Source organism: Rubrobacter tropicus (assembly GCF_011492945.1).
In the GTDB taxonomy this organism is placed as follows: Bacteria; Actinomycetota; Rubrobacteria; order Rubrobacterales; family Rubrobacteraceae; genus Rubrobacter_D; species Rubrobacter_D tropicus.
This window is the reverse complement of sequence record NZ_CP045119.1, coordinates 2273953-2296683: the sequence shown is the minus strand read 5'-3', so window position 1 is coordinate 2296683 and position 22731 is coordinate 2273953. Positions and strand designations below refer to the sequence as shown.

Annotated in this window: 21 protein-coding genes and 1 pseudogene; 4 read left to right on the top strand and 18 right to left on the bottom strand. The window is 68.4% G+C overall.

Annotation, left to right across the window (positions count from 1 at the left end; all coding sequences use genetic code 11):
• Positions 1–118 precede the first annotated feature (118 nt).
• The 15 genes and pseudogenes from GBA63_RS11465 to GBA63_RS11395 form a co-directional block, all read right to left on the bottom strand.
• Complete coding sequence (locus GBA63_RS11465; protein ID WP_166176192.1) at positions 119–427, bottom strand: LPXTG cell wall anchor domain-containing protein; 309 nt, start codon at positions 425–427, stop codon at positions 119–121.
• Positions 428–695: 268 nt separating this feature from the next.
• Complete coding sequence (locus GBA63_RS11460; RefSeq protein WP_166176190.1) at positions 696–2660, bottom strand: O-antigen ligase family protein; 1965 nt, start codon at positions 2658–2660, stop codon at positions 696–698.
• 370 nt (positions 2661–3030) lie between these two features.
• Positions 3031–3828, bottom strand: coding sequence for a DUF2182 domain-containing protein (locus tag GBA63_RS11455; protein ID WP_166176188.1), 798 nt, complete (start codon positions 3826–3828; stop codon positions 3031–3033).
• Positions 3829–3830: 2 nt separating this feature from the next.
• Positions 3831–4481, bottom strand: coding sequence for a DUF1326 domain-containing protein (locus GBA63_RS11450; protein WP_166176186.1), 651 nt, complete (start codon positions 4479–4481; stop codon positions 3831–3833).
• 245 nt (positions 4482–4726) lie between these two features.
• The gene (locus tag GBA63_RS11445) at positions 4727–6160 is read right to left on the bottom strand and encodes a hypothetical protein (RefSeq protein WP_166176184.1); all 1434 of its coding nucleotides are present in this window, start codon (positions 6158–6160) and stop codon (positions 4727–4729) included.
• Positions 6157–7347: a DUF1972 domain-containing protein gene (locus GBA63_RS11440; RefSeq protein WP_166176181.1), complete on the bottom strand. Its 1191-nt coding sequence runs from the start codon at positions 7345–7347 to the stop codon at positions 6157–6159. The genes GBA63_RS11445 and GBA63_RS11440 overlap by 4 nt, the downstream gene beginning before the upstream one ends.
• Positions 7348–7353: 6 nt before the next feature.
• Positions 7354–8496 carry a glycosyltransferase family 4 protein gene (locus GBA63_RS11435; RefSeq protein ID WP_166176179.1) on the bottom strand — a complete coding sequence of 381 codons (1143 nt, stop codon included), beginning with the start codon at positions 8494–8496 and terminating at the stop codon, positions 7354–7356.
• 10 nt (positions 8497–8506) lie between these two features.
• A complete protein-coding gene (locus GBA63_RS11430; RefSeq protein WP_207956729.1) occupies positions 8507–9523 on the bottom strand; it encodes a sulfotransferase family protein in 1017 nt (338 codons plus the stop codon).
• Positions 9520–10629 (bottom strand): sulfotransferase family protein, encoded by a 1110-nt coding sequence (locus GBA63_RS11425; RefSeq protein WP_166176177.1) that lies wholly within the window; start codon positions 10627–10629, stop codon positions 9520–9522. The genes GBA63_RS11430 and GBA63_RS11425 overlap by 4 nt, the downstream gene beginning before the upstream one ends.
• Positions 10629–11648 (bottom strand): DUF4915 domain-containing protein, encoded by a 1020-nt coding sequence (locus GBA63_RS11420; RefSeq protein WP_228282552.1) that lies wholly within the window; start codon positions 11646–11648, stop codon positions 10629–10631. Before GBA63_RS11420 ends, GBA63_RS11425 begins: the two co-directional genes overlap by 1 nt.
• Before the next feature lie 218 nt (positions 11649–11866).
• The gene (locus GBA63_RS11415) at positions 11867–12463 is read right to left on the bottom strand and encodes an oligosaccharide flippase family protein (protein ID WP_166176173.1); all 597 of its coding nucleotides are present in this window, start codon (positions 12461–12463) and stop codon (positions 11867–11869) included.
• 115 nt (positions 12464–12578) lie between these two features.
• Positions 12579–13343, bottom strand: a pseudogene (locus GBA63_RS24370) (oligosaccharide flippase family protein); the annotation flags it as partial.
• Between the two features lie 78 nt (positions 13344–13421).
• Positions 13422–14864: a hypothetical protein gene (locus GBA63_RS11405; RefSeq protein WP_166176171.1), complete on the bottom strand. Its 1443-nt coding sequence runs from the start codon at positions 14862–14864 to the stop codon at positions 13422–13424.
• Positions 14861–16159 (bottom strand): O-antigen ligase family protein, encoded by a 1299-nt coding sequence (locus tag GBA63_RS11400; RefSeq protein ID WP_166176169.1) that lies wholly within the window; start codon positions 16157–16159, stop codon positions 14861–14863. Before GBA63_RS11400 ends, GBA63_RS11405 begins: the two co-directional genes overlap by 4 nt.
• 27 nt (positions 16160–16186) lie before the next feature.
• On the bottom strand, positions 16187–16939 hold the full coding sequence (locus GBA63_RS11395; RefSeq protein ID WP_166176167.1) for a hypothetical protein: 753 nt from the start codon (positions 16937–16939) through the stop codon (positions 16187–16189).
• A 415-nt stretch (positions 16940–17354) separates the two neighbouring features.
• Between GBA63_RS11395 and GBA63_RS11390 the strand changes: the two genes are divergently transcribed.
• Positions 17355–18245 carry a metallophosphoesterase family protein gene (locus GBA63_RS11390; RefSeq protein WP_166176165.1) on the top strand — a complete coding sequence of 297 codons (891 nt, stop codon included), beginning with the start codon at positions 17355–17357 and terminating at the stop codon, positions 18243–18245.
• A gap of 177 nt (positions 18246–18422) precedes the next feature.
• Here the strand turns inward: GBA63_RS11390 and GBA63_RS11385 are convergent, their stop codons facing one another.
• Positions 18423–19142 (bottom strand): CpsD/CapB family tyrosine-protein kinase, encoded by a 720-nt coding sequence (locus tag GBA63_RS11385; RefSeq protein WP_166176163.1) that lies wholly within the window; start codon positions 19140–19142, stop codon positions 18423–18425.
• A gap of 1 nt (position 19143) precedes the next feature.
• Positions 19144–19956, bottom strand: a complete 813-nt coding sequence (locus tag GBA63_RS11380; RefSeq protein WP_166176161.1) for a YveK family protein — start codon at positions 19954–19956, stop codon at positions 19144–19146.
• Between the two features lie 305 nt (positions 19957–20261).
• Between GBA63_RS11380 and GBA63_RS11375 the strand changes: the two genes are divergently transcribed.
• From GBA63_RS11375 to GBA63_RS11365, 3 genes are all read left to right on the top strand, one after another.
• The gene (locus GBA63_RS11375) at positions 20262–20849 is read left to right on the top strand and encodes a hypothetical protein (protein ID WP_166176159.1); all 588 of its coding nucleotides are present in this window, start codon (positions 20262–20264) and stop codon (positions 20847–20849) included.
• 54 nt (positions 20850–20903) lie between these two features.
• Positions 20904–21542 carry a hypothetical protein gene (locus GBA63_RS11370; RefSeq protein WP_166176157.1) on the top strand — a complete coding sequence of 213 codons (639 nt, stop codon included), beginning with the start codon at positions 20904–20906 and terminating at the stop codon, positions 21540–21542.
• Positions 21543–22059: 517 nt separating this feature from the next.
• On the top strand, positions 22060–22299 hold the full coding sequence (locus tag GBA63_RS11365; protein WP_166176155.1) for a hypothetical protein: 240 nt from the start codon (positions 22060–22062) through the stop codon (positions 22297–22299).
• Positions 22300–22367: 68 nt separating this feature from the next.
• Here GBA63_RS11365 and GBA63_RS11360 read toward each other — a convergent pair whose 3' ends face one another.
• Positions 22368–22721, bottom strand: a complete 354-nt coding sequence (locus GBA63_RS11360) for an ANTAR domain-containing protein (protein WP_166176153.1) — start codon at positions 22719–22721, stop codon at positions 22368–22370.
• Between the last annotated feature and the right edge of the window lie 10 nt (positions 22722–22731).

The window sequence follows — 22731 nt, the reverse complement described above, 5'->3', positions numbered from 1 at the left end:
CGGTAGGCCCGATACCTCCGCAAACCGCTCTAGGGCTCCGAGGCGTGGATCATGCGCACGAAGGGGGCGGGTCCGAGAGTCCGCCCCCCTTCTTGTCCGTTACGGTTTGTTCGTCCGGCTACCGGCCCCGGCGGCCCGTTCGGCGACCCAGGCGCCGCAGGGCGAACAGGCCCGTTCCCGCGGACATCAGCAGTGCCCCCAGGACGAGGAACGGTACCCCGCCGGTCTCCGGCAAGACCCCGGTAAACGCGGCGGCCACCTCCTTGCCCTTTTCGCCGATCTCGGGCGACACGACCGAGGATCCGTACTGGTGGTCGAAAGGCGTCTGCGCGTCCGCCACCGAAGGGACCGAGATCATGAGCACCGTCAGGATAACGAAAACGGCGATCCAGGCCAAACGAAAACCGGAACTCGTCGCACCCCTCATAATTCACACCTCCTTTCCAAAACATGCTTGTACAGAGACGTTCGACGCGACAAGGTACCTCCTCGTGGTGATGTTCGTAACACCGGTCGCGTAACGTATAGCATCCTGAATACGACTACGGGAAGGGGGCGAAGCACTGAACTACACTTACCGAATCCCAACGTGCCGCGACGGCGCAAACCGCCGGTTGGTCCAAAGGACCAAGGGAGGTCGCGCACTCGGGCGGGCGCGTTCGCGGAGGGTGGACCGTCGAACGGGAGCGTACCTGCTAACGGGGCCCGGCGTTTCGGAGCCGGTCGGCGGAACGGATGAGGCCCTTGTCCAGCGGGTTGCGTTCGAGGGCCTTCTCGTAAAGGTCAAGCGCGCCTGCCCTGTCACCGCGGGCGAGGCGGTAGTCGCCGAACAGGACATAGGGCGCGAAGTGGTTGGGGTTTGCCCGGATCAGCCGCCGGTACGCATCCTCGGCCCGGAGGTCGTAGCCGGCCCGGGCCGCCACCTCAGCCTCGCGCCGTGGGGTTCGCGGATCCAGGGGATTGAGAGCCGCCGACCTCTCCACCGCGGTGAGTGCTCCGCCCGCGCCGCCAGCGGCGTAGCTCTGGCGCAGGTACGCGTCGGCGGCGTAGAGGGGGGAGACGGCGCAGATCGTGAACAGGGCGATGCCGACGATCGCGAGGCGCGGAGGCCCGCCCGCCCGCGGGGCGCGTCGCGGGCGCTCCGGCGCCACAAGCATCGCCAGGGCGACGATCGCCGGCAGGGTCACGGCGGGCATTTGCCAGAACCACTCCACGCCGGAATGAACGAACCAGTAACAGACGGTGGAGGCCAGGGCGCCCGCCCGCATCGTCGCGTCGGGGTCGGCCCGCCGGCGGCCCAGGCCGCCCCGCAGGCAGGCGAACAGAAAGCCGGCGAAGAGGACCCCCCCGACCGCGCCGCGCTCGGCGAGGATCTCGAGCGGCAGCGCGTGGGGCTGGCGGGCCCGCACCGTCGCCTCCTGGCGCAGCCGGTAGACGGTCGCTTCGTAATTCTGGGTGCCCACGCCGAGCAACGGATGTTCGGTGAAGTCCCTCCAGGCCACCTCCCAAAGCACGTACCGGCCCGAACCCGACGCGCTCAGGTACCGGCTCCCGGCCTCTCCCGTCCGGTCGTCTGTCTTGAACGCCTCCAACTTCTTACCGGTCCATGCGACGGGGTCGCCCGCCCGCTCGTAAAACGCGAGCGCGCCGGGGATCAGGAGCAGCAGCGCGCAGGCCACCGCCAGCCGGCCGCCGGCCCGGACCGCCGGGGGCCTCCACCGGAGATCCACGATCCCCCACGCCACGCCGTAGAGTGCGGCCGCCCCCGAGGCCGACCACACCGCGGCCGGGACACCGCGGACGGCCTCCGACGGCGCGGCGCCGTCCGAGAGCGCGACGTAGACGTGGTTGAGGTCCCGAAGCAGGACAAGCAGGACGGCTGCGACCGGGGCAAGGGCCAGAAGGCCTCGGAGCCGGGCGCCGGAGAACAGGAAGAAGACCGGCAGCGACAGGGCCATCGCCGCCAGCGCGCCGCGGGATTGGGCCATGACGGCGACCGCCGCGCAGAGCACCGCGCCACCCAGCGCCGCCCCGCGCAGGGCGGGGTGCGCGCGCCTGGAGGCGGACAGGTAGATCGCCGCCCAGAAAGGCATCAGCAGGAAGGCCGCCTTGGCGTTGTAATACCCGACCGTGCCGATCAGGCGTTGGCGCCGAAACATTCCCTCGGGATCCGAGGCGAGGTCGAGCAGCGTGAGCCCGGCCACGAACGACGTGCCGAGCACCCAGGCCGCCAGCACCACGCGGCGCGACGCCCCCGCAGCGTCCAGGCAAACGGCGAGCGCGAAGGCGACCAAGTACAAGGATGTCTGGCCCGCGCCGGCCCAGGCGTCGCCCTTGTTGGGGGACCAGAGGATAGAGGCGAAAGTCCACGCCGTATAGCCGGAGAACAGGGCCAGCGCGAAAACGCCCCAACGGGACGGCCGGGCGTCGGGCACGCCCGCCGACGCCAGCGCGATCCCCAGCGCGCAGAGCACAAGGGCGACCGGCGCCCACGTCTCGACGAAGTAGCCGCCGTAAGAGCCGCCCATCCAGACGCCCAGCAACAGGACCATAACCAGGGCGGCGGTGGACGCGAGCCGGCCGCCCGCCGGCCGCGGGCGCTTGCCCGGGATCGACCACGATCGGGCCGCGCGCGGCTTGATCGCCTTGTTTCCGATCACCCGTCAGCCCTCCGGGTCGCGACGCACGGCCCCGTGCAAAGCCCGTGAAGGCGTGGGCCAGGGCGATGAAACGCGGCGCCGCGGGTTGGTGTGGTTCGTGGGCCCAAATGTCTCTGCTTCCATCGGGTTGGGGGAACGCCACCCCTGCCTGTTCCGGATCTCCGCTTCCCTCACCCAATTCGTGACGACGAATCTTGACGCAAATTTACGGCGAACTTCTGTACAAAAGGCGGGATGGCGGAAACAAACGCACTTTAACCGGCATTAGGCATCGGCGGGTGTCAAGCGTTGCCACGCACCAAAGTGTTTGCATGCATGCCGCGGGGGCCGCCGTGCAAGGTTGTCCGGGCTGTCCGCGCCCGGGAGGGGTCTATGGTTCCATGCCTGGTGAGGTCCCGTCTATCAAGGACGCCCCCAGCAGCACGCCGCCCAGGATCATGAGGGCGCCGAGGGGATGGGCGACGCGGTGGCCGCCCGGGATCGTCTTCTCGACGAAGACGACGACGGCGACCGTGAGCATCCAGGCGGGGTTCATCGTGCCGAGCGCCACCAGCCCCGCCATCAGCCCGGCGCAGCAGCCCACGCAGTCGACGCCGTGGATCGCGCCCAGCCTCAGGGCACCCGTTGGTCCCGGCCTCCACCTCCGCACCAGAAAGAACAGGGGGCTGCTGCACCGGACGTGGCAGCCCCTCTTGAGCGGCGTAAACTGGTAGGCGCCCCCGACGATCAGTAGCAACGCCGGCAACGCCGCCGCCGGGGGACCGGCCCATCCACCGAAGAGCGAGTAGGCGTAGACCGGCAGCCCTGCGGCGGCCCAGACCGCGACGTAACCAGCGAGCAGCGCCGCCACCCCGGCCCGGCCCTTGTCCAGCCGGTTGCGGGCGAAGACGCGGTAGAGCAGGATCAGGGGAAGCGTGGCGGGGATCATCATGGCCGCCATCATCGCCGTCCAACCGAAAAGGAAGGATGCCGGACCCCAGGCCCCGCCCGACGACAGGCCATCCATCGCCGGGTCCATTCCGTGCGCGGCGCCTGCCTGACGGATGGCGTAAGCCCATCCCGCCGCCGCCAGGGCGAGCAGGACCAGCGCCGGGACGAGGTTCTCGGACCTGCGCCACCTCCCGAAGACCGGGGGCGAGAACGCGCTTGACCGCTCTAGACCGGTCAAGGCTAAGGGCCGCTCCAGTCGAAGGGGATATGCTTGCTCGACTTGCCGTCCCACTCCCACTCGAACCCGAAGCCCTCCACCCGGTCGGTTACGGCCCTGCCCCAGGTGGCCGCCCCCTGGTTCGGGCCCACCTCGCTGCCCGGCGGGTTGAGCAACTGCACCCGTGCGCCGGGTGGCGTCGTCGGCCCGGTCAGGGCTTCGGCGCTGGCCTGGACCCTACCCGGTACCTCCGCCCGCCAGTAGGCCAGGTCGTCTGCGACCTCGAACTCTATGGGCGCGAACTCGACGCCGCGCATCTCCCCGACCAGCTCGGCGAACTCCGCGGGGAAACCGCCGCCCTGGCCGCCGAAGATCCGCTGCAGCGCCTCACGCTGCCCCTCGTCGGCCCGCTCGTCGATGTACAGGCCCATGGTGACCTTCCCCTCCCCGGCCCAGACGTTCCCCTCGAAGGCGGCGACCCCGACGAGGTTCAACCCGTCCAACCGAACGTCGCCGTAGTGCCCTTCGCGGACGTGCCAGGCGAGGACACCCTGGCACCAGTTGTCGGTCGGGGCCTGGGCGAACTCGCAGGGGCACGGGATGTCGCACCTGCAGACGTCGAACCAGTCTCCCTCGACCCGCCACGAGGAGACGCCCTCAGCGTTGGGTTCCATGCTCTCCTCTCCTTCCCGCTCGCGGCCGCAGGATGTCGTGTCGCGAGACCTATAGCGATGGGCCCGACGGCCCGAGTACGGTTCGTCTTTCCCACCGGGCCCAACGGGTCTCGTCGCAGTGGCAGGCTACCGCGAGAGGCGCCGGGGAGCTATAGGAAAATCCTCCCACCTCACCGGCAAGGAGCCTGCAGGCCGCCGTGGCGGCGGGCGGCCCGCACGACGCGCGAAAGACGGGTTATGGGTCGTCAGAGCCCCAGCCGTCGGGCCGTGCGTTCGGACATGTGGTCCAGGATGAGCTTCTCGACCTGCGCCGCGACTTCTCGGGGGGATCTCGACGCGTCCACCACGCGGCCGTTGGGAATCTTTCGCACCAGATCCAGGTAGGCTTCCCGTTGCCGGGTCGTCTCCCGGAGGGACACCTCCCGTTTGCGGGCGTAGAGGACCTCGGGCGCGGCGTCGAGGAGGATCACGAGATCGGGCCTCGGAAAGAAGCGCCCGGCGAACCGGGCCAGCCACAGCGGTCCCCCGTAGCGGTGGCGCCTCGGGTCCACGAGGAGATCCTGGTAGTAGCGGTCGAAGAGCACGAGCCCCGAGCGTCGCAGGCGCGGGTGCACGTCCAGGACGTACCCGAGGAAGGTGAAGTCTGCCCACCAGGCGCCGAGCTTGACCAGGGAGAGGCCGAGCCCCCGCAGGGATTTCGCGTGCGGGTCGCGCGGCTTCTTCTGGGATCTTCCGGCCTCGGCCTCTATCTCGGCGTCCCGCCGCCGGCGTTGTTCGCGGACCCTCTTCGTCCACCGCAGGGGCGATTCGAGGGCCCGCCCGTGGTACTGCTTTGTCGACCAGAAGGCCGGGCCGAGGTCCCGCTCGAGCGCGGCCATCACCGTGCTCTTGCCGGCCCCGTCCACGCCGAGGACGGCCACCATGAGGCCGGGCGGCCTGACGGCGTTTTGCAGGCGCTTCCAGTGATCTCCCAGGCTGTTTAGCAGGACCTCCAGAGGCCGTTCCCAGTCCACCCTGCCGGACATCGCCCCTCGCAGGCGCGCCATCCGCGCCCGCACGGGCCCCCAGTCCCCGCCCTCCGCGGCCTCCGCGACCAGGCACGCTTCCGCCGCCGGAAGGAGGCGGCGCAGGTACCGCCCGCATCCCGCAGGGTCCTCTCGGTAGAGCTCGCCCAGCCGCCGGGCCCGGGACTCCTCCAGGGAGCCCTGGTGAACCTTCTTCACCAGGTAGGCGGCGAACTCGGGGGCGGGGGAGGGCACCCTGAAGAACTCGAAGGGCCGCGAATCTTCCAGGAACTCCTCCGCCCGCAAAAACACCCGGCCGTGGCGCCGGCAATCCGCGCCGACGTGGAGGGTGAGGAACCGGGGCCTGCCTTCGTGCCACCGGCACAGGACGTAGTAGGTCGCGGCCGCCGCCCTGGTGCGCGCGGCCTGCACCAGCGTGGCGTTTCGGCTTTCGGACAGGAGGCGGGGGAGACGGGCCGGGTCTTCCGCGACGGCGTCGACGTCCGAGCCTATGCGCTCCGGGTAGTCCGCGTAGGAGTTCAGCACGCAGAACCCGAGGCCCGCCCGTTCGAAGGCGCGGACGGCGCCGCGCAGGATCTCGCCTTCGACGGAGGTTCGGGTGGACGTCACCCCGGCCCTTCCCGAAGCCTCGCGGGGCGCTCCATCTTCGGTCACGCCCCGCGCTCCTTTGTCGCCAGCCTCTGCGGGCGCTCCCGGGCCGGGCCGGGTTTCTCGGGACGGTAGTTCGCGGGCTTGCCCTCGGTCAGCCGGACGTAGCCTTCCGCGACCGCGTCCCACTGGTACAGAGACCGCGCCCGCTCCCGCAGGGCCGGGCCGGCCGGTCTGGCGAGAACGTCGCGGAAGGCGTTCACCATGCCGTCCGGGGTGAAGAAGAGGCCGTCTTCTCCCACGACCTCCCGGCTGAAAGGCCCGTCGACGGCGAGCACCCTCGGGCAGCCTTCCATCGCCTCCAGCAGGGCGGGGTTGGTGCCGCCCACGGTGTTGCCGTGGACGTAGCAGAAGCAGTTCTCCCTTAGAACCGCCAGGACCCCGGCGTCGTAGACGGCGCTCGCCACCCGAACTCCATCGCGGCCTTGGAGCTCCTTAACCCGCCGGGCGTAAGGCGTGTCGTGCTGGTATCCGATCAGCAAGAACGCAAACCCGTCTTCGCAGAGCCGCGACGCCCGGAATGCGTGCGCCGCTTCGAGCACCAGGTTGTCCGGCTCGAAGCGTGTGATCTGCAGGAAATAGCGCCCGGGCCGCAGGCCGTACTCGCGGAGCACCTCCCGCCGCTTCTCCCGGGCGACCGGCGGCGTCCCCGGTATGCCGTACGGGACGAACTGCGTCTTCTTGAAGAAGACCTTCCTGTAGTAATCCTGGATGGCCCTGGAGTCGGAGATTAGGGACCCGCACAGCCGCGAGATGAGGAAAGACGAAAGGAAGTAGTAGGCCTTGAAGGGCCAGCTCCATTTGGCCCTGCGCCACTCCATGCCGTCGGTGTTCACCGACACGGGCAGGCCGGCGAGCAGCGTCAGCAGTATGCCCGGGAGGTTGGCGTTGTTGAACCAGAAGACGTGGCCGTACCGTTCGCGGTGGCGCAGCAGGTGCCACCCCGTCTGGAACGCCGACACGAACGTGTCGAGGGCGCGCGCGGAGCTGCCCGTCACGTAGATCAACCTGCGACCCCCGTGGACCTCGAGGACCTTGCCCCCGGCCGACTTTCGGCAGAACACCACGCAGTCGCGCCCGCGCTCTACGAAGCGGTGGCTGATCTCGTCCACGGCGGTCTCGAAGCCGCCGTAGTTGGCCGGCACGCCGCGCGTCCCGCAGAAGGCAACCGCTTTGTCTCCGTGAATCTCCATGATGGGCTAACCTTTCAGGGCCGATCGGTAACACGCCGCCGTCATCGCGCCGATCCTTTCCCAGTCGTGGTGCTCCTCCACGTACCGCAGGGCCCTCTGGGCGGTCCGGCGTAGCTCCCCGTCTTCGCCCAGCACGCCGGCGAGCCTCGCGGCGAGGGCCTGCGCGTTTCCGGCGGCGAACAAATAACCGGTGACGCCGTCTGAGACGACCTCCGTCATGCCGGGGAGGTCCGAGGCAACGACCGGCCTCCCGTGGCTCATCGCCATCAAGAGGACGCCGCTCTGGTAGATCCTGCGGTAAGGCAGGACGACCACGTCCGCGGCGGCGTAGTACGCAGCCACGTCCTCGTCTGGGATGTAGCGGGTGTGTAAGACGCAACTCTCGGCGATGCCCAAAGCCTCGATCTGCGCGCGGTAGCGCCTGAGGTCGTCCTTCCAAGCCTTACCGGCCACCAGCAGGACCGTATCGGGATGTTCCCGTAGAACCCGCGGCATGGCCCGGATCAGGAGGTCGAGCCCCTTGACCGCCTTGATCTGCCCGAAAAAGAGCAGCACCCTGGCCTCCTCCGGCAGCCCGAGCCGGGCCCTCGCCGCCCCCCGCGCCGGGGCTTCGCCGACGAAGGGCAGGTAGCTGCCGTGGGGTACCACGTCGATCCTGGACGCGGGCACATCGAGCAGCGCTCCGAGTTCCTTCTCGGCAGTCCTGCCCTGGGCGATAACCCGGGCGGCCATCCGGTAGGCGCGCGCGGCCATCCAGGGCACCGAGAGGCGTTCGACGAAAGGCTGAACGTCGTGGGCGGTGACGACCACCCTCATGCCCAGCGATCTCGCGAGCAGCACGCCGAACAGCTCAAGAGGACCCACGTGGAAGAAGTGGAAGTGCGAGATCCTCGCCCCCTTGAGCCTCGCGCCCACCAACGCCCGGACGGTGCCCCTGAGGTGACGGAGTCCCCGGAGCCAGGCCGGGGCAGCCCCGAAGACGCCCCGGTAAGGAATTTCCACGCCAAATGCGCGAGACCTCCAGGAGGTTTCGTCGCAGGTGTACAGGGTGGCCTCGATCCCGGCCTTCGAAAGGGCTTCGCACAGGCCGAAGTCGTAGTAGTCCATGCCGCCGTGGCCGCCGACGGGCTCCACGATCGCGGCCCTCAAGCCTTTACTTTCACCCACTGTTCGCCCCCAAATAGCCCAGGGCTCCGGCTGTCTCTTCGAAAGGACCCCGGATCGCCGGGTGCAACCTCAGGGCTCCGTCCTTCGGCGGGGCCGGGACGAGCTTCTGCTCGGCGAACGAGAGGAAGGTTTCGTCTTGCGGCAGCTCGCAGAAGTCGATCAACCCGGACAGCTCTTTTCGGGGGTTCGCCACGAGCGACTCGTAGCGGACGGTGTGGAAGCTGTTCGGGTAACGTCCAGCGTTGCGTAGGCCCTCGCGCATGGTGATCACCCACTCCACCGCCGCCAGGTCGACGTGGCGGTCGAAGCCGCGTATCTCGTCGATGGAGCCTGAGAGGTCTTCCTCTTTGGGGACGAGTTGATCGAGCATCAGGCGCCACTTGAGGTTGTCGGCGCCCCACCAGTCGTGGACCTCTCCGGCGTTTCTTACGCCTTTTCTTCCGGACCAGTCCTCTATGGACCGGCACGTGTCCCGCCCGTCGCGGACGAGGAAGACGAACCGGGCGTCGGGGAAGATCCCGCGCACGAAAGGAACCCGGAAGACCAACTCCGGGTACTTGTCCACCACCCGCCTGCTACGGGTGGCCTTGAGGTAAGCCCCGAACAGGCGCCGCGCCCTGCGGCGCACGTCCTGCGTGGCGTCCGCCGCACCGAGGGAGTAACGCGGCGTCCCATCCGAAGGATATTGGCCGAAGACGTCCCCATCGGGGCAGACGGCGTGCCACAGGGCCTTCGGCTCGTTCAGGAAGCCCACGTCGCGGTGCATGGACATGAGCACCCCGAGCACCGTCGAGCCGCTCCTGCCGGTGCCTACGATAAAGACGGGCTTCTCAACCTCCGTCAGCTGCGGCAGGCGCGTCTCTACGGCGAAGTGGGCGAAGACGAGCGGGTTGATCCACTGCCCCCTGGTCGTGAGCGGGCGCCCCTCGAAGAGCGCGTAGCTGACGAGGCGCGAGACGGCCTTTGTCGGGCGCGTCTTGATGTAGAGGGGGTCGAGCTGGGCTATCACGACAGGCGCCTCCCGAGCGCCTCCCGAAGGTTCTTTATCCTGCCGAGGTTCGCGGCCAGGGCCAGCGCCAGCTTGGGCCCCAACGCGAGCACGCTGCCCGCCACCCGCAGGGGGTTCGGGGCGACCGGCTCCACGAAGTAGCCGTGGCGCCGCATGAGGGGGGCCGTCACCCTCTGGCACAGGAACAGCTCGGCCTCGCCCAGGCCGCCCTTCTTCCAGCTCCCGGCCCTGCCCGGGTCTATTCCCTTGCGGTCCGGGCGGTCGCGCCCGCTGGACGAGCCGACCTGCGGCACCTCCAGCAGGCCATCCTCGAACGAGATGCCGATGAATTCGCAGACCGCGCGAAGCTCTCCCTCGGGGTCGGCGAGAAGGTCTTCGAACCGGAGGGAGAGCACCCGCCCGTGGCCGGCGAACCGGTCGGCCGCCCGGACGGAGGCGTTCCACAGCTTGCTCGTCGTTACCGGGTGGTAGTTGGCCCACGCCCGCAGGGTCTCGCGGGGGGGGATGCCCTTCGCGCCCAGGGAGCGCCGCTTCCACTTTCGCTTCTGGGAGAGCAGGACGTCGCGGGGGTCGCGGACCAGGTTGATCACCCTCGCCCGCGGGTAGAGCCGGAGTATCTCCCCGATGTAGAAGACGTTGCGCGGCGTGTGGTCGCAGGGCACCTCCTTGCCGCCCCTCGCGGCCTCGTGCAGAAGAAAGCCCTCGAACACCTCCGCCGCGGTATGGGCCCGCCGCGGCGTGGACCGTGGCATCCGGCTCAGGATTTCACGGGCTTCCGCGCCGAAACGCGCCGGGTCTCCCTGCCTCAGGTAGCCGTCGCGCTGGATGCAGAGCAGCCGGGCGGCCAGCCTGACGGCCTCCGCCTCCGGCATTCGGTCGTCCATCCCGCCGGCCGACCGCAGTTGCTCGAAGAAGTGGATCTCGCCCATCGTAAAAACGTGCGGGTGCCGGCCGAGAGCGCGGCCCATCATCGTCGTGCCGCTGCGGCTGTTCCCGACGACGAAGATGGGGCAACCCACCTCGTCAGCGTGCCCGGAAGGCCGGCGGGAAGCCGCGCTCTTCGCGTCTTGACCTTTCTCGAAAAGGTCACCCCGCACCCGGGCCACTACCGCATCTCCAGTATGGATGCGGCAATCTCTCTGGGTATCACGTAGACGTTCGTCACCCTCTCGACGCCCGAGAGGACCATCTCGCCCACGGGCTCCCCGGTCTCTATGGAGATTGCCTGCACCATGTTGGGCGTCTGGCGGGCCGTGGGGTTCAGGGCCATGTAGCGCCGGCGGAACTGGGAGATGCCCACGTAGTAGATGCCGAGCCTCTCGGAGGCGTCCGCGCCCCTCACCCATCCCTGCGAGGGGATCTTCTCCATCAGGGTCCAGTCTCCGTCGTAGACGTTTATGGCCGAACGGCCGCTGTCGCAGACCCGGTAATGGCCGTCCACCTTCCTCAAGGTGTGCGGGCCCATGAGCCCCAGGGGCACGACCCGGCCGTCGTTGAGGTCGATGACGCCGCCGTTGCCCTGGCGTCCCATCAGGCGCCGCGCGGCGCGCCGGATCAGCTGCGATTCGCCCAACGCGTAGTGGACCAGCGCGTAGTAATGTCCGTCGAAGCCCTTGAGCACCTGATTGCAGTGGAACCTCTCCGACTCCTCCCGCACGTCGGTCGCCAACCGCCGGTCCGGGACGTCGTCCTCGACGGGCCGGGGGACGATCTTCGGCGTCGAGCCGTACGCGGAGAGTTGAACGCGTCCCGCGACGCGTTCCCGGGCAACGTCGAAGGCCACGACCTCGTCCCGGCCGGTGTTGGCGATCCAGAGCACCCGTCCCATCAGGGTCAACTCGTGCACGTCGTGCAGGTCTAAAACCCCGAGGTCCCTCACGCGCCGTTCTATGAGGTCGACCTCCAGCAGCTCGGTGCCGGTGGCGACGTAGGCCGTCCCGGGCCGCTCTGGGGCCCAGGCGAACGAGACGACGCCCCACTCGCCCCACGCGTCGAAGAAGGGCGCGTGGCCCACCTCCCCGTCAAGGACCACCTGAAGTGACCGCACCTCCGAGCGGTCGAGCCTCCGGTCCTGCGCGAAAGCGTGCAGGGAACCGAGGACCAGCAACGCCTCGTCTGGATGCACCAAAGATCTCCACCGGGACACGTAAACGTCCTTACTCGTCGCTTGCGTGAGGCCAGGGTTCGGCCTCCCGTCCTTGCCGCGTTTTCACTCTATAACGGGGGTAACGGCCGGAAACAGGCCGCTTCGCGCAAAGCGCACCCGGAACGATCTGAAGTACGCCGCGCGACCGGCCGGTGGCACGCACCAAAGTGTTAAGGCGCCGTTAAACGCGCCCCGGACTAACGGCGCGCGACGCGCCGCATCGCGCGCCGGGCCGGGGCCCACAGCGCGGCGAGTAGTTGCCTGTCGCTCTTTCCGAGGCCCAGGACGATGAGGAGGCCGGCGTAGAAGACGAGGAAGAGCGGGGCGAAGACGAGCAGGGCCTGTACGCCTTGGGGGACGGGGGCGGCCAGCCCGACGAGGTAGACCGCCGCGGCGGCGAGCGCGCCGGCGGAGACGGGCTTCGCGTACCGCCGGTCGTAGGGCCAGAAGTCCAGGAGCCGCCGGACGGAGAGGAGCGTGATCGCGTTCATGAGGACTATCGCCGTCGCCGTCGCCGCCGCGGCGCCCAGGATGCCGTAGCCGGGGACCAGGGCGAAGCTCGCCGCCACGCCGACCAGCGCCGAGCCCGCCGTGGCCGCCATGAGCACCTTCTGGTGGCGCGTCATGGCCAGGACGCGCTGCGTGGGCCCGACCGAAGAGTTGAACAGTTGGGCCGCGGCCACGACGATGAGCACCACCCAGCCGGGCACGAACTCGGGGCCGAGGACCGCCATAATGTCCTTGCTCAGGAGGACCGTGAGCAGGAAGATCGCCAGCCCCCCGCGAAGACCCACCGGGAGACGTCCCGTAGAGGCGACCAAGCTCTTCCATCAGCCCCCTGCGGTAGAGGCTGGAGATGATGGGGGAGAAGATCCCGTTAAAGGCGAAGAGCACCAGGGCGGAGAGCATCGCCGTCCGAGCGGCGGCGTTGTAGATGCCCACGGCGCTCGCGGTGCCGAAGACGCCGAGCACGAGCACCGCCGTCCAGCTGTTTATGCGCTGGGTAAAGTTGGAGAGCGTCAGCGGCCAGGAGTGGTCGAAGAGGGCCAGCGCCTCGTACCTGGCGGGCTCCCCGCGGGCCAGGAGCCCGGGGAAGACGCGCCTGAGGAAATAGAGGGCCACCAGGGCGCCGAGCAGCGTGGAGGCGACGTAGGCGACGGCGCCGCCGAGAATCCCCATCCCCACCAGGTACAAGACGATTATCAGCGCGAAGTTCGCCAGGGGTTGCAGGACCTGCTGCACGTAGGTCATGTACCGGACGGTCTGAAAGCCGACCGTGGCGTAGAGAGCCATGTTCATGAGCGTCAGGAAGGGCAGGGCGAGCGAGAAGACCTCCACGGTCGTCCGCAGCGAGGGCTTGCCGAAGACCCCGGCGCTCAAGAAGCCCGCGCCGAGGTACATCGCGGCGGCGAGCGCCACGCTCGCGGCGAACGTCGCCCCCAGGGAGAGCAAGATGGTCCCCCGAACGCGCGGGACGTCCCCCTCTGCCTGGTGGTAGGCGACGAAGCGCACCACCCCGTTGTCCATCCCGAACTGGGAGAGGATGTTCGACATCTGGACCAGCGTCAGCCCGAGCGCGTACAGGCCGAGTTGGGCCGGCCCGTACATCCAGGCGAGGGAGATCTGGGTGGCGTAGTTCAGGATTCGGCCCACCCCCTGCCCGGAGAGGCTCATGCCGGCCCCCCGGGCTATCCGGCCCACGTAGGCGCCGTACCTCTCCTCCCCCGGGTCGCCCGGGGTGGCGGGCGGCATCTAGCCTTCGCCCGGGCTATCGCCTCGGCCGGACCCGAGCGAGAACCTCAACACCACGGCCCCCGGGCCGACCAACCGGGGCCACTCCGCGGGGACGGCTTTGATCTCCTCGTCCGGGATCTTGCTCTCGTTCGTGGCGTTCAGGTCGCCGTGCAGCCTCCTGCCCCCGACGAACTCCAGCGGCCTCCCGTCCGCCTCGACCCGCACGACCCCGGTCCTCGCGGCGGAAGTCCACGCCACCACGCGAAGCTGGTCCTGCGTGCGGAAGGCCACGTGCTCGGCGCCCTCGGGCAGGAGCACGCGCCCCTTCGGGTTCGCGGCGTAAGCGGCCCCGCCGCCCCTGGCCTCGTTGACCATCTGGAAGGCGAAGTACGGCACCTCCCGCTCTATGGCCGCGTTCGGGCCCGCGTCGTCCGACAGGTGCACCAGCTCCCAGCCGTGGCCCGTCAGGACGTGGTAGCAGCCCAGCTCGACCCCGTTGCGGAGCATGGCCTTGAGCATCCTGAGGTCGAACAGCGCGTTCCACAGCGTGTTGACCTGGGGGGTCCCGGAGGGCTTGCCGAGGTTCCACTCGGTGAGCCAGACCTGCTTTCCCGGAAACATCCGCCTGAGGTTGGAGACTTCCGCGGTCAAAGCCGACGGGGCGTGGGCGTAGGCCCTCTTGAAGCCGACCCTCTCGAGGGAAGGATAGACGTGAACGACGACGGCGTCGAAGGCGGAGTTCTCCGCCGCCGCCAGCGCCCTGTTCCAGGCGCGGGATTCCTGGTCCGGCGTGTCGTTCTGGCCGACGTCTATCTCCGGGGCGACGACGAGGCCGGCGGGACCCCCGTAGCCGCCGGCCCGAAGCGCCGCCAGCGCCCGCCGGGCCTTCTCGAGGTATCCTGCGGGGCCGCCGATCCTGTCTATGTAATCCGGCAGGTAGTGTTCGTTCCCGAGCTCGACCCAGCGGACGGGCGCGTTGGTCTGCTGCCAGCGGCGGGCGAGGGCCTCGATCTTCGCCGGCGGGTCGGTTACGTTGACGACGTAGGAAACCTGGATGCCGGACCTTTTGGCGCGGGTCATGAAGTCGTCCATCGGAACGACGTCGCCGCCCTCGAGTCCCGGCTCCAGCCCCCCCGTGTCCCGGATGCGCCCGGTCTCCCAGTCGTAGAAATTGCTGCGCGTCCCACCGGGAAAACGCATCATCGGCACGTCCGCGGCCTCCGCGGCGTTCCAGACGCCGGCGTTGTCGAAGACCCCCTGCGGCTCGAAGAAGTTGGTGTTCATTCCGGTGACGGGCGCCCTCGCCGCGCCCGGCGAGGCGACGTTGATGGCCGGCAGCGCGGAGGTCTTGGGCGTTGCGGACCTCTTCACCTCCCCGGCGAAACAGGCCCCACCCCCGACGTTCACCAGGTAGAGGACGGCGACGGTGACGAGCAGCTTCGACGGGCCGGAGAGCGTCATGGGGAAACCTCCGTTGGGGTCCGTGGGCGGTCCGTGGGGCGCCGGGCCATCACCGGCGCGCGGGGCGTCGGCTCCGGGACGTGCCTGTGGGCCATGAGCAGACCCCAGCAGAACGCCGCCAGGGGCAGCCCTTCACTGTATATGAACCTGGCCTGAATGGGGGAGATGATGACGAAGGTCAGGCACGCGACGAGCAAGACCCACAAGAAGGTCGTCTCCGCCGATCCGACCCTGCCCCTGGCGGCCCAAATCAGCCCGAGCATGTTCGGGACGAGCCACGCGCAAAAGGCGAGGTAAAGGAGCACCCCGATAATCCCGAACTGGAAAGCCACCCCCGTGAGGCCCGTGTCGGAAGGGTAGAAGCTCTCCCCGAAAAGGTCCTGGTAGGACAACGAGCGGGAGCTGTCCTGCCCGAAACCGAAGATCGGGTACTCCGCGAACGACTTTAGGGCGATCCCGGTGCTCTGCGACCTGGTCAAAAAGGACAGGTCGTGCCGGAAGAGCGAGAGCAGGAAGCCGCCGAGCAGGGGGGCGGCCAGGACGAGGGTGGAGAGGCACAGCGGCAGCACGAGGGCCGATACCCTGGCCCGCTCGGGCCGCGAGAGGAACAGGCCGTAGAGGACCAGCGCCACGACGGTCCCCGTCGCCAGCGTGCGCGGCAGGCTGACGAGCAGCACGGCGGTAGACAGGGCCGCCACCGACGACCGGAACGCGAACGCGGCCGGGTTTGGGGACGAGAAGAGCCGCCGTCCGAAGTACAGGGCCACGAACAGGGCGCTGAAGTCCATGCGCCGGAACAGGTAGGTCTGGTCGTCGTAGTAGGGGCCAAGCTGCAGCACGAAGAGGCGTCCCGAGAGCAGCAGGGGGGTGGACGACACCGTCAGGTCGCCGACGATGCGGCCGGCCACGATCAGGACCATCGTCGTGACGAAGACCCGCCGAAAATCGGCCAGACCCCACCCCCGCCTGTAGAGCATGTAGACGACCGGCCCGAGCAGGACGTAGGCGTAGTACCTCTGGGCCCACAGGCTCGGAAACAGGTCGGCGCCCGTCCTGAGGGTGAAGACGAAGGCGTAGAGCAACGAGAAGAGCGCCACCAGCAGGGCGGGGAGGAGCACGTACACGGCCCACCTCGAATCGGCCCGGGTGGCGAGCGCGAGCCACGAAAACAGGACCAGGGCGCAGAACTCCCCGAGCTCCTTGGCGTGCAGGGCCTCGTAGAAGCTCAGGAAACCGAACGCGCCAAGGAGGCTCGCCAGGAGCAGGGCCCCGGGTACCAGCCGGCGCGGGCTCATGATCCGCGGCCCGGCGCCGGGCCGGCCTTACCCGGTCCCGCTGCCACCACGGGGGCCCCCGGCGGGCGGGTCGGGCATCACCTCTATCTTCTCCGCGCGGAGGCTGAGGTACATGAGCAGCGCGTAGACGAAGACGACCACGCCGAGCATCTCCAGGGCCTCCTCCGTGTTCGTCAGCAGCTCCTGGCCCAGCGTGTCTCCGAAGACGCTCTGATAGTACCCGTCTACCATCTCCATGCCGAGGGCGCCACCGACGTAGACGGCGCCGGCTATCACGAACAGGCTCCTGATCCCGGCCGGCAGGTCGAGGACGAACCTCAGGTAGGCCAGCCCGAGGACCAGGACCGCCACGGCACCGGGTATAACCCAGGCGTTTCGGAGGAACCCGTCGGTGCCCAGGGCGGATTGGAGCGGCGAGATCAGCTTCTCGTGTATGACGAGCGCCTCGTCGACCGACAGGTATAGAAAGACGACGCCAAGCAGAGCCCAGTGGGCCACGTAACGGGCCCCGTCCGTCCTCCTGGCCAGCGAGATAAGGCCGAGAAGGAACGAGCAGAGCAGCAGCGCGTAGGCCGAGTACAGGTTGGGAAAGCTCTTCTCCCTGTTGGCGTTGAACGCGTTGTAAAACTCCGTCGCGGCGCCCTGCAACGGAGATCCTTCCAGGGCGCGAACGGCGAGCAGCCCGCCGACGCTCAGGAACACGAACCCCAGCACCACGAGGGTCAGGAGAAGGGCGACCTTTCTCGCGAACAGCGGCGAGATCGAGAGCAGGACCCTCATGCCGGTGCACGCCCACGGGCGGGGGAGACCGACCGCCGTTCGTGGACCCTGGCCGAAACCCCGGACATGATTCGCCTCCTTCTCGGATCTTCCCCAGGAGACTCGATTCCCCTGGCGGTCCACAAATAGCCGAGGGGTACCCGGCGGCAAGGGTTCGGGGGCGGAGCGGCCCGGAAGGGACCCTAAGACGGTCCAAAGTGTAATCTGGTGTCGTCCCCGCCCTGCCACCAAAGTGCAAAGCTTGACCGCCGGGTCCCGCGAACCCTGGCCGGGGCACCGGGGATTATTATATTGGGGGGCTAACGACCGTAAGCAGGCGCGGGCAACAGTCGGCGAAGGCAGGGGATCTGGGCGTGAAGACGACCCCGGGCGGTAGAGAGGTGCGGAGCGCGGCCTCCGCGGGAGGACGCCGGTGATGAGGCGCTGGGTACTCATCGGGGGCGGACTGGTCCTGGTGCTCGTGGTCGCCGGCCTCGCCCTCTTTCTCTACACCCGCGAGCGTGGCGCCGTCGTCCTCGCGGCCGGCGACATAGCCCGCTGCGAGGAGGGAGGGGACGAGGCAACGGCGAACCTGCTCGACGACTTCGGCGGGACCGTCCTCACCCTCGGCGACCACGCCTACCCGGACGGCTCCGCGGAGGATTTCGCGGACTGCTACGACCCGACCTGGGGGCGTTACAAGGCCCGCACCAAGCCCGTCCCCGGAAACCACGAGTACGAGGAGCACCCCGAGGCCGCGCCGTACTTCGACTACTTCGGCTCCGCCGCCGGGGAGCCGGGCAAGGGTTACTACAGCTACGACCTCGGCGGGTGGCACGTCGTCGCGCTCAACAGCATGTGCGACGAAGTCGGCGGGTGCGACGGCGGCTCGCCCCAGATCCGCTGGCTCGAGTCGGACCTCGTCGCCAACGGGGACGGAGAATGCACCCTGGCGTACTTCCACCACCCGCTCTTCAACTCCGGCAAGCACGGCGAGTACGAGAGGAGGACGGAGCCGATCTGGGAGGTCCTCCACGACCACGGCGCCGACGTGGTTCTCTCGGCCCACGACCACAACTACCAGCGCTTCGCGCCGCAGGACCCCAACGGGAAGCGGGACCCCGCGCGCGGCATCCGCCAGTTCGTGGTTGGCACCGGCGGCGGCGACCGCTACGAGATCGAAGACCCCGTGGAAAACAGCGAGGCCTACGGCGACGGCGCCTACGGCGTCCTGAAGTTGACCCTCGAACCGGGGCGCTACGCCTGGGAGTTCGTCCCGGTCTCGGGCGAGGCGTTCTCCGACTCCGGCGAGGACGGGTGCCATTGAGACGGGTCTAGAGCGGTTTTTAGAAGCTCATTGCTTCTAAAAACCGCGCCGTCGGCAATCAGCCCGCTCCGGCCTGGCGGCCTGCGCTCTCAGCCATCGGCTTTTCTGTTCTTGCTGAAAGCTGAGAGCTGAGAGCTGATAGCTTTGCAAAGAGGTTCGTACTCTTTGCAAACCGCTCTAACCGCTCGCGTAGCCGGCCAGGGGGTAGCCTTCGCCCGAGTCCTCGACGTTGTTTACAACCACGCCTAGCACGTTGGCCCCGACGAGCTGCAGGCCGCGCACCGCCCGGCGCAGGGCGATCTTGCGGGTCTTCTGCGCGTCCATCGCCAGCAAGACCCCGTCCGCCTGGGTGGCGAGGATGGCGGCGTCGGAGACGAGCTCCAGCGGGGGGGCGTCGAGCAGGACGTAGTCGAACTCGCGGCTCGCCCGGCCAAGCAGCTCGGAGAAGCGCCTCGAACCCAGAAGCTCCGCCGGGTTTGGCGGGGTGGGCCCGCCGGCCACCACCTTCAACCTCGGCGCGGCCTCCTGCCAGGCCTCCCCGAGCCCGTCCTCCCGCGCCAGGACGTCCAGGAGGTTCGGCGAGTCGCGCAGGCCAAAGATCCCGTGCAGCGTGGGCCCGCGAAGGTCGCAGTCGATAACGAGCGTTGCGCGATCCGCCTGGGCCAGCGCCACCCCGAGGTTGGCGCAGATGGTGCTCTTGCCCTCCCTGCTGCCCGGGCTGGTCAGCAGGATCACCTTCGGCGGGGCGTCGACCTGTGCGTACAGGAGGTTCGTCCTCAGCCCCCTGTAGGCCTCCGACGCGGCCCCCGTTGGGTCGGTCACCGTTACCAGGGATGCCGAGGGACCCCCTTCGGCGTTGCCCTTCCGCGCCGGACGTTTGACCTTGGGACGAGCCATTCTAACCCCGATCCTCGTACTTGCCTCTAGGCTTGCCACTAGGCGCCCCGAACTGCGGGATGGCGCCCAGCACGAACAGCCCGGAGACCTTCTCCACCTCTTCCGCGGAGCGCCAGCTGTCGTCGAGGTACTCAAGCAAGAAGGCCAGGCTCACCCCGAGCATCGCCCCGAAAGAGAGCGCAAGCAGCCCGTAGAGCAGCGGCTGGGGGCTAGACGGGGTCTCCGGGAGCTGTGCCCGCTCCCACACCGTCGCCGTCACGGCGTTGGCGCTGGGGCTCACCTCGGAGACCTTCTGAGAGAACTCGTCGCCGGTCGTGTTGGCGATCTGTTGCGCCTGAGCCGGGTTCGGGTCGGCGTAGGTGACCTCGATGAACTGCGTCTCGGGGATCTGCTGGGCGCTCAGGTTGAGCGAGAACTCCTGGGGCGTCGTCGCCAGGTTTAGCTCCGTTATTACCCTGTCCGCGACCGAGCGGGTGTCCACCGCCTCCGCCATGGTCCCCGTCAGTTGCAGCAGGCCCTGGACCTCGTCCCCGAGGCTCGACCTCGTCTCCGGGTTGCCCGAGGCCTGGCCGACCAGGATCTTTATGGTGGCCTCGTACTTGGGCGTCTGCAGCAGCAGCGAGTAGGCCATCGCCGCCCCCGACATCAAGAGCGCCAGCAGCACGACCAGCCACAGCCGCCTGCGCACCACCTGGAGCAACTCCTTGAAAGAGAGGACGTCCTCGTGGCGATCCGACCCGGCCGAACCCGTCCCGGCGCCCGTTGGGTTGGCGATCCCTTTTCCGTTCACACCCGTGCGGGGTATCAGGGTCATGCTTCTACAGCCTCCATCGCGTCTCACGTTGCGCTGGCTTCCAGTGTAGGACGGCGCCCGGCGGGCGGGCAACGGCGCAAAGTGCCGTTGTTGACTACCCGATGGTGCCACCTCCTTGCGGCACTTTCTGCTGCTTTAGGTGAGTTTCCTCGGTCCGGGAGCCCGGACCGGTTCCCGGCCCACCCCGCGGTGTGTACCATCGATCCCACGACGGGATAGGTCGCCATCGTGGTCGCCACCGCCCGTCGAAGGAGGACGGTTTGGTCGTCTGGCTTCGCAACTGTCTTGGGTAACGGGGGCGCGTCGTGAAAACCTTCGTACGGGTAACGACGCTTCTTGCCGTCCTGGTTCTCTGCCTCGACGCGTACCTGCTGTACGGGTTCTACCAGGAGGACCGGGCGATCCCCGAGGCGAGGGCCGTGAAGGTGTCGAACCAGGTGTCGCACCAGATCCCAAACCGCGACGGCGGCGCCGGAAGAGATCAAGCGGAATACCTGGACCGGATCGGCGAGATACAGGCAGGTTCAGTGGACGCCTTTCTCGACAGCAACGCCAGGCTGCTCCGTTACGACAACCTGACCGCCGAAGACGTCGATGAGTTGGAGGCAAATTACCTCGCCCTGAAAGACTACCGGAGGCAAGCGGACGAGCTCTCGCCGCCCGAAAAGTACGAGGGCCAGTACGAGTCTTTCGACTTCGCCCTCGGAGATCTGCACTACGCCGCCGAGCTCGCCTACCGGCTGGCCGCCGACCCCATCTCCGCGACCCAGGCCGACTTCGACGCCTACGCGCTCCACGTCGACAGGGCCGGGGAGCACCTGCGCCGCTCCAACGAGGTCCTGGGCCGCGAGTTCGAGACTATCGAGGGCGTCCGGATGCCCACCGTCGGATAGACCGTCCCGAAAGCCCGGGACGCACGGAAAGCAACCGCGTAAGGAGGAAGCTTTATGGACCGCAAGATGCGGGTTACCGTCGGGACGGTTCTGGTCTTCGCCGTGGGGGCCGTTTTGCTGTCGGCCAACGCCGCGGCCGGTCAGGCCCAGACCAGGAGCGTCGAGCTCGTCCCGATCCACGATTCCGGCGTCAGCGGAACCGCGATCTTCCAGGATTCGCAGGGCGGCGTGGAGGTCGGGCTGAGCGTGCGAGGCCTGCCCGAGGCCGGGGTAAAACACATCAACCACGTCCACGGCGGGGCGATGTGCGCGGACGAACGGGCCGGCCGGGGCGCCCCGGCGACGATCCCGCTCAAGACCCTCGTGGCGAAGGAGAACGGGGACGGGGAGGCCGCCACGAGCCTCGGGGACATAACGGTGGACCAGCTGTTCGCCACCGACAAGGAACGCTACGTGCTCGTGCACGAGGAGGCGAAGAAGGGCGAGGGCATCCCGCCCGGCATCGCCTGCGCCGACCTCGTCTGGTCAGCCGGCCGAACGCCCGGGGCCGGGATCGCCGCGGACGAGCAGGCCCCCGTGGAAGTCATGCCCGATACCGGCGGAACGCGCTTCACCGTCCTCCTCCTACCCGCAGCCGCAGCCCTGGCGCTGATCGGCCTCGCGGTCGTGATCTCGTTCAGGGACAGGGCCTAGAACAGATAGCGCAAAGGCCGCGCCCCTCGCAACCGTTCCCGGCATGCGCTCGTCATCCCCGGCAAAGCGGGGTGGTCTTGCCACCGAGGACCCAAGCCGCAATGCCCGCCCCCCTCGGCCGCGCCGGCCGGCGGAGAAGCAACGGCGTTACCGTCTCATTGGGCGGAGTCTTGTTACTAAAGGCGGGTTGCGGTGGTTCGATACCACCGCAACCCACGTCATCAGCTGTCGTCCACAGAACGGAGAGCTGAAACGCCGACAAGCTGAAACGCTGACAGCGATTGCGGTGAGGTTCACCCTCACGCAATCCGCTTTGAGGCGGCCCCCATGCGGGTCCTGATCTGTTCGTGCGTTCCGCGGGCTAGCACGACCCCGCACGGTGGTACGCTCGTTGGGTGCTTTGCGTGCCGGCCTCTACTTTTTCGCGGTCGGCCGTGCCACATTTAACACCGGGTTAACGTCGTATTCGCTAGAGGTCGCGCCGACCGTAGGTGGCGGAAGGATGATAAGAGTCCTGGTGGAAGCAAGCGATAGCGTAAGCCGGTTCGTGGTGGAGGTTCGGGCAGGCAGCGTTTGCCGGGCGCTCGAGTTGGCCGAAGAACATTGCTCGCGGGGCGAAGTGAACCTCGTGTTCCCAATAGACCCCGATTCCTTTTTCGTGAAAGACCCCGTCTCCCGGGCGGAGTGGGTGGAGATCGTGACGCATGAGCGCCACGGGGACGAACGGGTCGGGGCCCGAACGGCCCGAAACGGTTGAGGACTGGTCCGCGAGGACTGTGGGCGGCGCGAGGAGCCGCCTTCTGCCAGCCCGGGGAGGGCGCCGACCTACAGTGATGGGGCGTGGTTGTTGTTGATCAGGCCGGCCGTCCTGTCCACCAGCGCGATTATGTCATCGAGGTCCACGTCGCTCACCGTGGACAACTCGCCCGCCGTGCTGACCATCACCAGGGGCTCGTTTTCGGGGTAGAGCAGTACCCAATTCTCCACCATGTTCTGCACGGTGGGGGAGACGGTGCTGCACAGCACAACGTCGGGCCTGAACCTTTCCACCTCGCGATCCAGGTCCTCGGCCTCGGCCTCGACTATCTCGGCGCCGGGACGGATAAACCGCAGGGCCTCCGCGAACGCTTCCCGGTAGGTCCGCGGTTCGTTGGCGATCAGGACGCGCACGTTTCTCATCTGACCCTGT